The following is a 13,089-nucleotide window of genomic DNA, read 5'->3' as shown; positions in this document are numbered from 1 at the left end:
GGCGATGCTCAAGACCGCAGAAGAATCCACGCCATGCGCCTTGTCCAGCCTGCCTGAACCGGACAGCCGTGGGCTTGTCCCGGCCATCCACGTCGCTCCGCATCCACGGTCTACATTACAATCGTGTCGTAGAGATCGTCCCAGTCGGGGTTGCTTGCAACGATCAGCCCAACTTTCCACGCGCGCGACCAATGCTTGATGTTGTGCTCGCGCTGGATCGCGCTCTGGATTTCGTCGAAGACCTCGAAGTAGACGAGACGCTTCAAGCCATATCGCTTGGTAAAGCCATCAACGAGGCCGCATCGATGCTGATAGACGCGTTGCACAAGATCACTGGTCACGCCGACATAGAGCGTGCCATTCGGACGATTGGTCATGAAATACACGTAGCCACCCGCCATTGCGGGATACTACGGTGAGACATTGCCACGAGCAACATGCCAACTGATTTGCTCGTCATGCACGGGCTCCGTCCCGGGCATCCACGTGGCTCTCGGAATGCCGAACGACGTGGATAGCCGGGACACGTCCGGCCATGACGACGGAGAGAGACGACGACCATCGCTCGCTCCATGCTGGATCGCTATTGGGTTACTCGTCATGCCCGGGCTTGTCCCGGGCACCCACGCGGGTCTCGGAATGCCGAACGACGTGGATGGCCGGGACAAGCCCGGCCATGACGGTGGAGAGAGCGAGCGCCAAACGCCGACAGCGCGCCCGGGACTGCAGTGTCTGAGCCCTACCGCCGCTCACCCCGGCTCAGCAGAAACACCCCCTGTTCGCCGAACATGTTCCAGAACCACCAGGGCATCGCGACGCGCAAGGGGCGGCCGTAGCTGTCAAGCGCGACGGCGCGTTCCATCTTGACGTCGATCTCGTCGCAGAGCTGCACGAAGTCCTTGATGGTGCAGAAATGAATGTTCGGCGTGTCGTACCAGGTGAAGGGCAGATTGTCGGTGCGCGGCATGTGGCCACCGACCAGCAGCTGCAGCCGCAGCCGCCAGAAGCCGAAATTCGGAAAGGTGACGATGGCGCGGCGGCCGATGCGCAGCAGGTTCTCCAGCACGACCTTGGGCTGCCGCGTCGCCTGCAGGGTCTGCGACAGAATCACGTAGTCGAACGCGTCGTCCGGATAGTCGACGAGATCCGTATCGGCGTCGCCCTGCACCACCGCGAGCCCCTTGGCGACGCAATGGTTGACGCCCTCGCGGGACAGCTCGATGCCGCGGCCGTCGATGCCGCGGCTTTCCAGCAGTTGCAGCAGATCGCCATCGCCGCAGCCGATGTCGAGCACCTTGGAGCCGCGCTCGACCATGCCGGCGACGAGCAGATGATCGGGCCGATAGGCCAGCACCTCGCCGCCAGTAAAGCCGTTCAGCGGCAGCACACCCTGCAGGCTCATGGCTCAGTCTCCCTTCGCATGGGCAAGCCCGCGCGCCTTGCCGGCGGAATCGAGAAACGCGCTGGCGATCTCGAAGAACTCGGGGACATCGAGCAGGAACGCGTCGTGGCCCCGGTCGGTCTCGATCTCGGCGAACGACACCCGCGCGCTGGAGGCGTTGAGCGCATGCACCAGCGCGCGCGACTCCGCGGTCGGAAACAGCCAGTCGCTGGTGAACGACACCACGCAAAAACGGGTCTTGATGCCGCGAAACGCCGCCGCCAGCACGCCGTCATGGTCGCCGGCGATGTCGAAATAATCCATCGCCCGCGTCAGATAGAGATAGGAGTTGGCGTCGAAGCGCTCGACGAAGGACGATCCCTGGTAGCGCAGGTAGCTCTCGACCTGGAAATCGGCGTCGAAGGAGAACGTCGGCAGCTCGCGGTCCTGCATGCGGCGGCCGAACTTGCGATGCAAGGCGGCGTCGGAGAGGTAGGTGATGTGCGCAGCCATGCGCGCCACAGCCAGGCCGCGATGCGGATGCGTGCCCTTGTCGGCGTAACGGCCGTGATCCCAGTCGGGATCGGCCATCACGGCCTGGCGGCCAAGCTCGTGGAAGGCGATGTTCTGCGCCGAGTGGCGCGTCGCGCAGGCGATCGCGAGATTGGCGAACACGCGCTGCGGATAGGCCACCGTCCATTGCAGCGCCTGCATGCCGCCCATCGAGCCGCCGACCACGGCGAACAGCGTGTCGATGCCGAGATGATCGATCAGCATCGCCTGCGCCCGCACCATGTCGGGGATGGTGATGATCGGGAAATCGAGCCCCCACACCTTGCCGGTGGCGGGGTTCAGCGAGGCCGGCCCGGTCGAGCCCATGCAGCCGCCGATCACGTTGGAGCAGATGATGAAATAGCGACTGGGATCGAGCGGGCGGCCGGGACCGACCAGCGTCTCCCACCAGCCGGGCTTGCCGGTGACGGGATGGCGGTTGGCGACGTGCTGGTCGCCGGTCAGCGCGTGGCAGACCAGCACCGCGTTCGACCGGTCGGCATTGAGCTCGCCGTAGGTCTGGTAGGCGATCTGGAACGGCGACAGGTCGACGCCGCAATCGAGCCTGAGCGGCTTGTCGGCGCCGAACTGCGCCACCGGCGAGCTCGGATGATCGACCTCGTGCGAGCGCTCGTCGGGCGCGACCGTGCGCAACGCGGATGTAGGCGTCGCAGATTTGGACGTCGCAGATTTGGACTTCGGCGTCAGACCTGTCATGTCTCTCACCCCAGCCATCCGGCCAGGGCTCCCGAACCACGTGACACATCAGGCCATGAAAAACCCGGCCTGAACTGGGGTTCGGCCGGGATCGATAACGTCCCCGGCCTGTTTAGCGAGTTTTTTAACGTGGCTGCAAGCCGGCCGGCTCAAATGACCACGGAACGGGCAGAAACTAGTCCCGCGGGCGCTATTCGTCAAGGCAAGCTGGGGTTGACCGTTGGTCGGGCGCTCTGCCGCAGGTCAGCCAAGCCTGGATGGCGCAAGGTAAACTTGCTGTTGCGCAGGTCCGCGGCATCGGAGAGAACGGCATCCGTTCCTTTGGCCGCAGGTTTTCCCGTGGCCTCGCGAAGAGTGACACGGACCATGTCGAACCCGCCGCCCGCCCCGCCCTCGCTCGCCGATCTGCGCAAGGAGATCGATGCCATCGATGAGCAGGTCCATCAGTTGCTGATGAACAGGGCCGACATCATCGACCGGCTGATCAAGGTCAAGAAGACCCAGGAGGTCGGCTCGGCGTTCAGGCCCGCGCGCGAGGCCGACATGATGCGCCGCCTGGTGCAGCGCCATCGCGGCATCCTGCCGCTCGACACCGTCGAGGGGATCTGGCGCGTGATCGTCTCGACCTTCACCTATGTGCAGGCGCCGTTCTCGGTTCATGCCGACGTGTCGGTCGGCGAATCCGCGATGCGCGATTCCGCCAGGTTCCATTTCGGATTCGTGGTGCCCTACGTGCCGCATTTCAGCGCGCAAGCCGCGGTCGAGGCTGTGGCGCGCTCGAAGGGCGATCTCGCGCTGGTGTCGACGACCTCCGGCCATACGCCGTGGTGGATCACGCTCGAGCCCGTGGGCGCGCCAAAGATCATCGCGCGGATGCCGTTCATCGAGCGCGCCGACCATCCCGCCGCGCTGCCGGTGTTCGCGGTGTCGCGCGTCGCCGACGATGCGCTGGTGCTCGAGGTCGAGACCTGGAGCATCCGCGTCTCCGGCTGGAATGCGCAGGTGTCGCGGGCGCTGTCGCCGCTCGCCGACGTCATCGCGGTGCCCGATACCGCCTTCGACGGCGCCGCACTGCTGGTATCGATCGAGTCGCCGTCGAACCTCGACAAGATCAGGGCTGCCCTGATCGCGGCGGGCGCCTCGGTACGCTCCGCCGCCCTCGTCGGCGGCCATGCGAAACGCTATACGGTTCCGAGCTGAGACGCCCCGCGCCAGTGATGATTTTCCGGAGTTGACGATGAACCGCCCCGTGCCGAACCCCGGCATCCTCGATATCGCGCCCTATACACCGGGCAAGAGTCCCCAGCCGGAGCCGGGCCGCAAGGTTTTCAAACTGTCGGCCAATGAGACCCCGTTCGGCCCCTCGCCGAGGGCGATCGAGGCATTCAAGAGTGCGGCCACTCACCTGGAAGATTATCCGGAAGGGACTTCACGGGTGCTGCGCCAGGCGATCGGCCGCGCCTACGGCCTCGATCCCGACCGCATCGTCTGCGGCGCCGGCTCCGACGAGATCCTCAATCTGCTGGCACACACCTTTCTCGGCCAAGGCGACGAGGCGATCTCCACCGCCCACGGCTTCCTGGTCTATCCGATCGCGACCATGGCCTGCGGCGCCAGGAACGTGGTTGCCGCGGAGACGGAATATCGCACCGACGTCGACGCCATCCTTGCCGCGGTGACGCCGCGCACCAAGCTGGTCTGGCTCGCCAACCCGAACAACCCGACCGGCACCTACATCCCGTTCGACGAGGTCAAGCGGCTGCGCGCCGGTCTGCCCTCCCATGTCGTGCTGGTGCTCGACGCCGCCTATGCAGACTATGTCTCGCGCAATGACTACGAGTTCGGGCTCGAGCTGGTCGCCACGACGGAGAACACCGTGGTCACCCATACGTTCTCGAAGATCCACGGGCTCGCGGCGCTCCGCGTCGGCTGGATGTTCGGCCCGGCGCATATCGTCGATGCGATCAACCGCATCCGCGGGCCGTTCAACGTTTCCTCACCGGCGATGCTCGCGGCGGTCGCCGCGATCGAGGACACCGCGCATCAGCAGATGTCGAAGACGCACACGGAAACGTGGCGCAACTGGCTGACCGAGGAGATCGGCAAGCTTGGGCTGAAGGTGACGCCGAGTGTCACCAATTTCATCCTGATCCACTTCCCGACCGACAAGGGCAAGACCGCGGTCGAGGCCGACGAATTCCTGACCCGGCGCGGCCTCGTGCTGCGCGCGCTCGCCAACTACAAGCTGCCGAACGCGTTGCGCATGACGATCGGCACCGAGGAGGCCAATCGTCTGGTCGTGGAGGCTCTCAGCGAATTCATGAGGGCGACATGAGCGTCGCGGGGCGATTCGAACGCGTCGCGCTGATCGGCTTCGGCCTGATCGGCGGCTCGATCGCGCGCGCGGCGCGGCTGCAGGGCGTGGCCGGCGAGATCGTCACCACGGCGCGCTCGGAGAAGACGCGCGCGCGTGTCGCCGAGCTCGGCGTCGTCGACCGCGTCGTCGCGAGCAATGAAGAGGCGGTCAAGGACGCCGATCTCGTCATCCTCTGCATTCCCGTCGGCGCCTGCGGTCCGGTTGCGGCCGAGATCGCGCCGCATCTGAAGCCGGGCGCCGTCGTCTCCGACGTTGGCTCGGTGAAAGGCGCGATCGTGCGCGACATGGCGCCGCATCTTCCGGCGAACGTCCACTTCGTGCCGGCCCATCCCGTGGCCGGCACCGAGAATTCCGGGCCCGATTCCGGCTTCGCCGAGCTGTTCATCAACCGCTGGTGCATCCTGACGCCGCCCGACGGCGTCGATGCCGGCGCGATCGATCGTCTGCGTGCATTCTGGACGGCGCTCGGCGCCAAGGTCGAGATCATGACGCCGGACCATCACGACCGCGTGCTCGCGATCACCAGCCACCTACCGCATCTGATCGCCTACACCATCGTCGGCACCGCCGACGAGCTGGCGCAGGTGACCGAGTCCGAGGTGATCAAATTCTCCGCCGGCGGCTTCCGCGACTTCACCCGCATCGCCGCCTCCGATCCGACGATGTGGCGCGACATCTTCCTGAGCAACAAGGATGCCGTGCTCGACATGCTCGGCACCTTCACCGAGGACCTGTCGAAGCTGACGCGGGCGATCCGGCGCGGCGACGGCGAGGCGCTGTTCGATCACTTCACCCGCACGCGCGCGATCCGCCGCGGCATCGTCGATATCGGCCAGGATTCGGCGGCGCCGGATTTCGGCCGGCCGCTGCCGCAGTTGAAGAAGAGCTGAGGTCAGAACAGCGGCGGGACACGGGCGACCTTGAACGGACCGAGCACGACGACGCCGTCGGAGAACCGCAGCGGGAAGGTCCGCGCCTTGCGGCCTTCGAGGGTGGCCTCCTTGCCGAGCGCATTGATGCCGAGTGCGACGCCGACATTGGCGTTCTGCTTGACGATCTTGCCGAGGCCAGGAATGGCGCGGTCGAGCGCACCGAGCAGGTTGTTGACGTCCTGCGACTTCACACCGGGCGCCACGCGGTCGAGCGTTCCCTGCGGCACGCCGTTCTCGAGCATCTTGTCGAGGCCGAGCGCCGGGATGACCTTTTCGATCCCGGCGACCGTCATCTGCACCTCGCCATCGATGTTGCCGTTGGCGGTCAGGCTGAGCGTGCCCGAGGCAACGGCGAGCAACTCGCCCTGCTGGATGCGCGATTGGACGATCTCGACATGACCGCCGGCGGCCTGGATCTCGCGAAACCGCTCCGGCCAGGGTTTGGGCCGGAAGTCCTTCAGACCGGTGACGCGGGCCTGGATGTCGGCATTGAACGGTTCGGCCAGGAGCGGATGACCGCCCTGGATGCTGCCGTTTTCGATCTGCAGCGCAGTCTCCAGCACCGGATGATCCGACGGCGTGCCCTCGGCGAGACGGCCGTGCAATTCGGCATGATCGGCGCGCGCTGCGGGCACGGCGGTGTTGCCCTCGATGCGGTCGATGGTCGGTTGTTCGAACACGAGGTCGGCGCGCTGCGGCGGCCCCGGGAGGCCGCGGACGCTGGCCTCGCCGACGCGCCAGTTCACGGAGAACGACGCCGTTCCACGACCATCGGCAATCGTCGCGGGTCCCTTGAACTCCGCGATGATCCGCTTCGGGTCCCAAACCTGGGCGACGACGAGGATCTCGTCGAGCTTCGCATTCATCAAGGGCGTACCGGCCGCCTGCGAAAACAGTGCCACGCTTGGATCCGTGCAGCGGACCTCGAGCCGGAACGGGAAGCCCGCGACCGAGCGCTTCGCGCAGTCATAGACGCGTCCCGATTTTGCTTCGCGCGCACGCCAGGCGTCGGCCTGGACATCCACTTGCGAAGCGGCGAAGAACCAGAATGCGCTCCACGCAACAGCGGCGATCAGGAGCAGGACGGGAGCGATGAAAAGCCCCCAGCGAGAGCGCCTGCGCGGCGGTTGCGGCGAACGAGACATGCAGGACACCCTTTGGGCAGCAATTTTGGCAATTCGGCGATCACGGATTGTGTATCTAAATTAACAATTCGCGAGCACCGTACTTAGGCTTCCGCATTGATGTCCGCAATGACCCTCTCCGAACCCGACCTTCCCGATGGCGACCTCTGGGTGTTCGGCTATGGCTCGCTGATGTGGCGCCCTGGCTTCGACTTCGTCGAGCAGGTGCCGGCTCGGCTGATCGGCGAGCATCGCGCGCTGTGCGTCTACTCGTTCGTCCACCGCGGAACGCCGGAGAAGCCGGGCCTCGTGCTCGGTCTCGATCGCGGCGGCGCGTGTCGCGGCATTGCGTTTCGGGTCGCAGCAGACAAGCGCGACGAGACCATCGCCTACTTGCGGGCGCGTGAGCAGGTGACCTCGGTCTATCGCGAAGTGACGCGCTCGGTTTGGCTTGAAAACGAAGCGCGCGAGCGGGTGAGCGCATTGGTCTACGTGGTCGATCGCGGCCATGTGCAATATGCAGGCCGGCTGTCGCCGCAGGAGCAGTTGCGCCATGTGCGCCAGGGTCACGGCCAGTCCGGCGCCAATCGCGACTACGTGATCTCGACCGTGAAGGCGATCGAGGCGCAGGGCTTTCGCGATACGCAGTTGCATCGGCTGGCGACGATGCTGCACGATGACGGCCACTCGCTGCATCCTGCGCCAGGCAAGACATAGCCCTCAAGCCTTCACCGGCGCCCGCACCCCGCCAAACAACTGCGCCTGTTCCGCTTGCCCCGCGGCGACGAGCCGGCCGGTCGCCTCTTCGATGACACCCTGAATCCGCGCCATGAACTCATCGCGCGGCAGGCCAGGCGGCAGCGGATCGAGAAACTCCACGACGAGCGTGCCCGGATAGCGCAGAAATGTGCGGCGTGGCCAAAACAAACCCGAATTCAGGGCCACCGGCAGGCAGGGTACGCCGCAATCCGTGTAGATCAAACCGACCCCGCCCTTGTAGTCCGGCGGTGCGCCCGCCGGGCGCCGGGTGCCTTCCGGGAAGATCACGAACTGACGGCCATGCTTCACCTCCTCCGCCGCCCGCCGCATCACCTGCTTCAACGCGCGGGCGCCGGAGCTGCGGTCGATCGCGATCATGTCCGCCTTGACGAGATACTGTCCGAACAAGGGAATGCGCAGCAGCTCGCGCTTGAGAACGAAGAATGGCGCATCGAAGAAATGCAGCAGCGAGATCGTCTCCCACATCGACTGATGCTTGGCGGCGACGATCAGCGGCCCCTTCGGGATCTTCTCGACGCCGCGATATTCGACGCGGATGTTGCAGACGACGCGCATCAACACGATGTTGCTCTGCGCCCACCAGTTGGCGACGCGCAGCAGCGCCTTGCGGGGCATCGCCAGGGTCGGCAACGCGATCAGCGCCCAGAGCACGAAGTTCGGGTAGAACAGGATGTTGAACAGCAGCGAACGCAGGAAGATCGAGACCATCAGAAACCCAGTTCAATTGGCTTGCGCCGTCGTCGGTCGGCGCGACACCGAGCCGGTTGGCGGATCGACCTCGGGCACGAGATCGAGGCCGAGGTCGGCCAGCCGCAGCCGCATCTCGGCGGCGACATATTTGGCGTATTCGGACAGCAGAAGTCGCACCGTCGGCGCGCTGGTCCACCACGGCTCGTCGCGCCATTTCTCGCCGACGACGGCATATGGAATGAGATCCATGCTTGGCATCGCATGCGAGAGTTCGACGATGGCCCGGGGCATGTGATAGTTCGACGTCACCACGATCAGCGACTTGAAGCCGCGCTCGCTGGCCCATCGCCGCGTCTGCGCGGCGTTGCTGCGGGTGTTGATCGCCGAATAATCCAGATCGACGCAGCAGTTGATGAATGATCGCGCCTCGGGCAGCGACCGGGTGATGTCGCTGGCCTCGTTGGTCGGATGCACGCCGGAGATCAGCAGCCGCCGGCCATAGCCTCCCGCCAGGAGTTCCACCGCGTCCGATACGCGTGACGAGCCGCCGGTCAGGACCACGATTCCGTCCGCCTTGCGCTCGGGCTGGATCTCGGCGCCCCGCAATTGCGAGAGGAAGCCGACGAAACCGACCGCCGCGACGAAGAAACCGACCCCGAGCGTCGCCACGGCGCCCGCGACCGTCCGCCACACCGCCACGGTGAGCGGCAGCTTTCGCCTGCTATGGTCGGTCTCCGGCTCCATGCAACGCCTGGCTTGTCCTTGCCTGCCTGCGCGCGGCGCCATGCCGTCGCGCGATCCCGTCGTTCAAGTCCGGGAACGCAGGCAGGTTTCGCCGGCCTCCCGATCACGTTCGCTCGCCGCCGATCCTGGCGCGCGACCTCCGCCGTGTTCGTGACCCAGCTCACCCCGTCCTGCCTCATCCCGGCGCAGACGATTTTAGGCGGTTTTCGGGCCAAGTGAAATCCGCAACGAGACGGCTGGGGATAGAAGCCGCCATCAGTCGATGCTCGCCAGCGTCGTGAACAGGGTCCGGCGTGCGGCCCAGCCGGTCACCGCGGCGATCACCACGGCCTGCAGCGCGATCGCGACATAGCCGAGCGGGCGCAGCGAGAACGTCCCCAGCAACGCCGCGAACTGATCGCCGACGGGGGTGCCGGAGAACCAGTTGGCGATCGACTCAGAGAATCCGAATCCGAGCATCGCAAGGCCGCCGCCGATCACGCCCCCCTCCAGTCCGAGCTGCAGGAAGTGCCGCAGGAAGTGATTGGCGATGTAGCGGTCGCCGGCGCCGACGAAGTGCAGCACCTCGACGATCGGCCGGTTCGCGGCCATCGCGCCGCGGGTCGCGAACGACACCGAGATGATGGTGGCCGCGATCACCAGCACGAGAATGCCGAAGCCTGCAAACAGGGTCGCGCCGGTCATCGAGCGCATCCGCTCGATCCAGGCGCGATGGTCGTCCACGCTGGCGGTCGGCGCAACCTGGGTCACGCGGGTGCGCAGGGCGTTGAGATCGAAGCTGGTGCCGGGCTGGACGCGCGCAATGATCACGCGCGGCACCGGAAGCTCGTCGAACGACAGGCCGCTGCCGAGCCACGGCTCCAGCAGCTTGCTGGATTCCTCCTTGGTGAAGGGCCGGACCTCGACGATGCCCGACTGCCCCCGCATCGCGTCCGTCACCAGGGCAATGTCACGCTCGATGTCGCGGCCGGCCTTGGGACGGACCTGGACCGTGATCTCGCTCGCCACCTCCGACTGCCACTCGGCCGCGGACTCGCTGACCAGCAGCACGCCACCGGTCGTGATCGAGGCCAGGAAGGTCATGATCGCGACCACGGCGACCAGCGCGCGGCCCGCGATCGAGGCGCGCGGCACGATCGGCGACACGATGCGGGCCTGCGCCGGCAGTTGCGGGCGGTCGTCGCCGAGATCGACCAGAAGGCCGCGATCGTCTACGCTACTCATAGATGTGCAATCGTCCCTGATGCAGCACCAGCCGGCGGGCCTCGTATTGGTCCATCAGCGTGATGTCATGGGTTGCGATGATCACCGCCGTGCCCGAGCGGTTCAGCTCGATGAATAGCCGCAGAAGGCGGCGACCCAGTGTCGGATCGACGTTGCCGGTCGGCTCGTCCGCGAGCAGCAGCTGCGGCCGCGAGATCACGGCGCGCGCGATCGCCGCGCGCTGCTTCTCGCCGCCCGACAGGATCGGCGGCAGCGCATCCATGCGCTCGCCGAGGCCGACCCATTTCAGGAGGTCGATGACCTCCTTGCGGTAGCTCGACTCGTCGCGGCCCATGACCCGAAACGGCAGCGCCACGTTCTCGTAGGTCGTCATGTGGTCGAGCAGCCGGAAATCCTGCAGCACGATGCCGATGCGCTTGCGCAGATCGGCGATCTCCTCCTTGCTGAGCAGCGAGATGTCGTAGCCGAACAGATTGACCAGGCCGCGGGTCGGCCGCAGCGACAGGAACAGCAGCTTCAGCAGCGAGGTCTTGCCGGCGCCCGACGGGCCGGTGAGAAACTGGAAGGAATGGGCCGGAACCTGGAAACTGAGGTCGCGGAGGATCTCCGGCCCCAGTCCATAGCGCAGCCCAACATTTTCGAACCGAACCAAAGCGTCAGCTCCGTTCGACCGCGTGCGCGGCAGACCCGCACGCTCCAAGCTCAGCGGTACGATGGCCCGATTGAGCGCCCGTTATGGTTTCCGGTTCGTTAACGGTCGCCGTGTACCATTGGCGCGATTGAGTTCCGAAGTTCGTCGACATGGCGGTCCTTGTAGCACGAACTGTCGGAAACAAAGCGGCAATGGCCGTTGGAGAACCGGCGCGATGTTCATCGTTTGCCCTCATTGTACGACATCTTATGCCATCGACTTGGCAACCCTGGGTATGGCCGGCCGCAGCGTACGCTGTTCCCGTTGCAAGGAGGTCTGGCTGGCGCGACCGGAGGATGCGGTCGAGGCGCCCGCCCCCATGCCTGCCATGGCGGAGGCCGGCGCGGCCGCCGCGCCGCGTGACGCCGCCGACGAGTGGGAAGCCCTCGCCCGCCAGGAAGACGACGACGACGGACGCCAGCCCGAGGTGGAAAGTCCGCCGCTGGCCGCCGGCTGGCCCGAGGACGCGCTCGCCGAGCCCGAGGACGACACCGAAGAGGCCGAGCAGCCGGTGCAGAGCGGGGCTTCGCGCCTCGCCGGTCTCCGCACGCTCATCAGGCGCCCGAAATTGCCGGATGTCCCAGGCCATAGGCTGTTGAACCTGCCGGTGCTGACGGCCGCCATGGCGGCGCTCACGATTGCGCTGGTGGTGTGGCGCGCCGACGTCGTCAGGCTGCTGCCGCAGACGGCGTCGTTCTACAAGCTGGTCGGGCTCGAGGTGAACCTGCGCGGCCTGAGCTTCAAGGACGTGAAGGTCGCGACCGAAACCGTCGACGGCAAGCCGGTGCTGGTGATCGAGGGGACGATCGTCAGCCTGACGAAGAAACCGGTCGACCTGCCGCGGCTGCGCTTCAGCGTCCGTGACGCGCAGGGCACCGAGATCTACGCCTGGAACACCCTGCTCGAGCAGACCGCGCTCAAGCCCGGTGAGCGCACGACGTTCAAGTCGCGGCTCGCCTCGCCCCCTCCCGAAGGCCGCAATATCGATATACGGTTCTTCAACCGGCGCGATCTCGCCGCCGGCAGTGCATGATGGTTCCGGTCTCGTGGGTCGCCCGCGGGGCCCACGACACGGAGACGAAACGACATGTCGCGCGTGCTGATCGCCGACGACGAAGATTCGATGCGGACCTTGGTCGCGCGCGCCATTGCCATGGATGGACATGAGATCGTGACGGCGCAGGACGGTGCCGAGGCACTCGACATCCTGACGCGCGAGGCCGGCGCCTTCGACCTGTTGCTGACCGACATCCAGATGCCCATCATGGACGGCATCGCGCTGGCACTGTCGGCGGCGCGCGATTTTCCCGACCTGACCATCCTGCTGATGACCGGCTTTGCCCATCAGCGCGAGCGGGCGTCGAATCTCAGCGCAATCGCTCACGACGTCATCACCAAGCCGTTCTCGGTCGCCGACATCCGCACCGCGGTGGCCGATGCGCTGGCGTCGAAGGCGGCGAAGGCGTAGGAGGCGCCTGCGCGAAGCGTCGCCTGCCAGACGCCGGATGGCTCGCGCATTGGGATCTGCTCTTAGCTGCGATCCGTGGTCTTCCTGCATTCCTTCGCTGCCGTCCCTGCGAACGCAGGGCCCCATAACCACCGGCGGCTGTTGAAACACGACGCTGGTCCCCCATCGTGTGCAATGACATCGTCCTGTGGTTATGGGTTCCGGGTCAGCACCACGCCGTCGCTTCGCGCCGTCGTGGCTTGCCCGGGACGACAGTTACATTTTGGCGCACGCCTGCATTCCCGCGGCGTATCTCGCCCGAGCTCTGCCGGTCGTCGTCGCCCTCAACAGGTCGGAGGGCGCAGGGAATGCCGGGTGAAGGCCTCACCCATGGCCCGCCTGCGAAAAAAATGCAGGCGGCAGGTACCAC

General features: G+C 66.1%; 14 protein-coding genes and 1 riboswitch. Of the genes, 6 read left to right on the top strand and 8 right to left on the bottom strand.

The window, feature by feature from the left end; all coding sequences use genetic code 11:
* Positions 1–110: 110 nt before the first annotated feature.
* The 3 genes from ACQR1X_RS32400 to metX all read right to left on the bottom strand — a co-directional run bounded on the left by ACQR1X_RS32400 (position 111) and on the right by metX (position 2,659).
* A complete protein-coding gene (locus ACQR1X_RS32400; RefSeq protein ID WP_434900353.1) occupies positions 111–401 on the bottom strand; it encodes a GIY-YIG nuclease family protein in 291 nt (96 codons plus the stop codon).
* 338 nt (positions 402–739) lie between these two features.
* Complete coding sequence (metW, locus tag ACQR1X_RS32395) at positions 740–1,402, bottom strand: methionine biosynthesis protein MetW (RefSeq protein ID WP_434900352.1); 663 nt, start codon at positions 1,400–1,402, stop codon at positions 740–742.
* A gap of 3 nt (positions 1,403–1,405) precedes the next feature.
* A complete protein-coding gene (gene metX, locus ACQR1X_RS32390) occupies positions 1,406–2,659 on the bottom strand; it encodes a homoserine O-acetyltransferase MetX (RefSeq protein ID WP_316218865.1) in 1,254 nt (417 codons plus the stop codon).
* An 82-nt stretch (positions 2,660–2,741) separates the two neighbouring features.
* A riboswitch (SAM riboswitch) is annotated at positions 2,742–2,821 on the bottom strand.
* A 195-nt stretch (positions 2,822–3,016) separates the two neighbouring features.
* On the opposite strand from metX, the gene ACQR1X_RS32385 reads away from it, so the two are divergent.
* From ACQR1X_RS32385 to ACQR1X_RS32375, 3 genes are read left to right on the top strand one after another with little or no spacing between them, the layout of a single operon-like run.
* Positions 3,017–3,850, top strand: coding sequence for a chorismate mutase (locus ACQR1X_RS32385; RefSeq protein WP_315805721.1), 834 nt, complete (start codon positions 3,017–3,019; stop codon positions 3,848–3,850).
* A 37-nt stretch (positions 3,851–3,887) separates the two neighbouring features.
* The gene (gene hisC, locus ACQR1X_RS32380; protein WP_316237082.1) at positions 3,888–4,985 is read left to right on the top strand and encodes a histidinol-phosphate transaminase; all 1,098 of its coding nucleotides are present in this window, start codon (positions 3,888–3,890) and stop codon (positions 4,983–4,985) included.
* Complete coding sequence (locus ACQR1X_RS32375; protein ID WP_316183686.1) at positions 4,982–5,917, top strand: prephenate/arogenate dehydrogenase family protein; 936 nt, start codon at positions 4,982–4,984, stop codon at positions 5,915–5,917. The genes hisC and ACQR1X_RS32375 overlap by 4 nt, the downstream gene beginning before the upstream one ends.
* 2 nt (positions 5,918–5,919) lie before the next feature.
* Here the strand turns inward: ACQR1X_RS32375 and ACQR1X_RS32370 are convergent, their stop codons facing one another.
* Positions 5,920–7,104 carry a DUF2125 domain-containing protein gene (locus tag ACQR1X_RS32370; protein ID WP_434900351.1) on the bottom strand — a complete coding sequence of 395 codons (1,185 nt, stop codon included), beginning with the start codon at positions 7,102–7,104 and terminating at the stop codon, positions 5,920–5,922.
* A gap of 99 nt (positions 7,105–7,203) precedes the next feature.
* On the opposite strand from ACQR1X_RS32370, the gene ACQR1X_RS32365 reads away from it, so the two are divergent.
* On the top strand, positions 7,204–7,800 hold the full coding sequence (locus tag ACQR1X_RS32365; RefSeq protein WP_434837983.1) for a gamma-glutamylcyclotransferase: 597 nt from the start codon (positions 7,204–7,206) through the stop codon (positions 7,798–7,800).
* Positions 7,801–7,803: 3 nt separating this feature from the next.
* On the opposite strand, the gene ACQR1X_RS32360 is transcribed toward ACQR1X_RS32365, so the two are convergent.
* The 4 genes from ACQR1X_RS32360 to ftsE all read right to left on the bottom strand — a co-directional run bounded on the left by ACQR1X_RS32360 (position 7,804) and on the right by ftsE (position 11,173).
* Entirely contained in the window at positions 7,804–8,571 is a 768-nt protein-coding gene (locus ACQR1X_RS32360; protein WP_315805716.1) for a lysophospholipid acyltransferase family protein, read from the bottom strand.
* Positions 8,572–8,583: 12 nt separating this feature from the next.
* Complete coding sequence (locus ACQR1X_RS32355) at positions 8,584–9,297, bottom strand: YdcF family protein (RefSeq protein ID WP_315805715.1); 714 nt, start codon at positions 9,295–9,297, stop codon at positions 8,584–8,586.
* A 255-nt stretch (positions 9,298–9,552) separates the two neighbouring features.
* Positions 9,553–10,521 (bottom strand): cell division protein FtsX, encoded by a 969-nt coding sequence (locus ACQR1X_RS32350; RefSeq protein ID WP_434900350.1) that lies wholly within the window; start codon positions 10,519–10,521, stop codon positions 9,553–9,555.
* Entirely contained in the window at positions 10,514–11,173 is a 660-nt protein-coding gene (ftsE, locus tag ACQR1X_RS32345) for a cell division ATP-binding protein FtsE (protein WP_315805713.1), read from the bottom strand. The genes ACQR1X_RS32350 and ftsE overlap by 8 nt, the downstream gene beginning before the upstream one ends.
* A 214-nt stretch (positions 11,174–11,387) precedes the next feature.
* Here ftsE and ACQR1X_RS32340 point away from each other — a divergent pair, with 214 nt between their 5' ends.
* Together ACQR1X_RS32340 and ACQR1X_RS32335 are read left to right on the top strand one after the other, a co-directional pair.
* The gene (locus ACQR1X_RS32340; protein WP_316218862.1) at positions 11,388–12,245 is read left to right on the top strand and encodes an MJ0042-type zinc finger domain-containing protein; all 858 of its coding nucleotides are present in this window, start codon (positions 11,388–11,390) and stop codon (positions 12,243–12,245) included.
* Between the two features lie 54 nt (positions 12,246–12,299).
* The gene (locus ACQR1X_RS32335; RefSeq protein ID WP_315805711.1) at positions 12,300–12,680 is read left to right on the top strand and encodes a response regulator; all 381 of its coding nucleotides are present in this window, start codon (positions 12,300–12,302) and stop codon (positions 12,678–12,680) included.
* Positions 12,681–13,089 lie beyond the last annotated feature (409 nt).

Source organism: Bradyrhizobium sp. HKCCYLRH3073 (assembly GCF_051167995.1).
In the GTDB taxonomy this organism is placed as follows: Bacteria; Pseudomonadota; Alphaproteobacteria; order Rhizobiales; family Xanthobacteraceae; genus Bradyrhizobium.
The sequence above is the reverse complement of the archived record's forward strand: the minus strand, read 5'-3'. Positions and strand labels throughout refer to the sequence as shown.

What these genes read in the sequence shown, in the direction of transcription:
- ACQR1X_RS32365 (WP_434837983.1), top strand. Translation starts at nt 7,204, where the DNA reads ATGTCCGCAATGACCCTCTCCGAACCCGACCTTCCCGATGGCGACCTC.
- ACQR1X_RS32335 (WP_315805711.1), top strand. Translation starts at nt 12,300, where the DNA reads ATGTCGCGCGTGCTGATCGCCGACGACGAAGATTCGATGCGGACCTTG.
- ACQR1X_RS32360 (WP_315805716.1), bottom strand. Translation starts at nt 8,571, where the DNA reads ATGGTCTCGATCTTCCTGCGTTCGCTGCTGTTCAACATCCTGTTCTAC.
- ACQR1X_RS32375 (WP_316183686.1), top strand. Translation starts at nt 4,982, where the DNA reads ATGAGCGTCGCGGGGCGATTCGAACGCGTCGCGCTGATCGGCTTCGGC.
- ACQR1X_RS32400 (WP_434900353.1), bottom strand. Translation starts at nt 401, where the DNA reads ATGGCGGGTGGCTACGTGTATTTCATGACCAATCGTCCGAATGGCACG.
- metW (WP_434900352.1), bottom strand. Translation starts at nt 1,402, where the DNA reads ATGAGCCTGCAGGGTGTGCTGCCGCTGAACGGCTTTACTGGCGGCGAG.
- hisC (WP_316237082.1), top strand. Translation starts at nt 3,888, where the DNA reads ATGAACCGCCCCGTGCCGAACCCCGGCATCCTCGATATCGCGCCCTAT.
- ACQR1X_RS32355 (WP_315805715.1), bottom strand. Translation starts at nt 9,297, where the DNA reads ATGGAGCCGGAGACCGACCATAGCAGGCGAAAGCTGCCGCTCACCGTG.
- ACQR1X_RS32385 (WP_315805721.1), top strand. Translation starts at nt 3,017, where the DNA reads ATGTCGAACCCGCCGCCCGCCCCGCCCTCGCTCGCCGATCTGCGCAAG.
- ACQR1X_RS32340 (WP_316218862.1), top strand. Translation starts at nt 11,388, where the DNA reads ATGTTCATCGTTTGCCCTCATTGTACGACATCTTATGCCATCGACTTG.
- ACQR1X_RS32370 (WP_434900351.1), bottom strand. Translation starts at nt 7,104, where the DNA reads ATGTCTCGTTCGCCGCAACCGCCGCGCAGGCGCTCTCGCTGGGGGCTT.
- ACQR1X_RS32350 (WP_434900350.1), bottom strand. Translation starts at nt 10,521, where the DNA reads ATGAGTAGCGTAGACGATCGCGGCCTTCTGGTCGATCTCGGCGACGAC.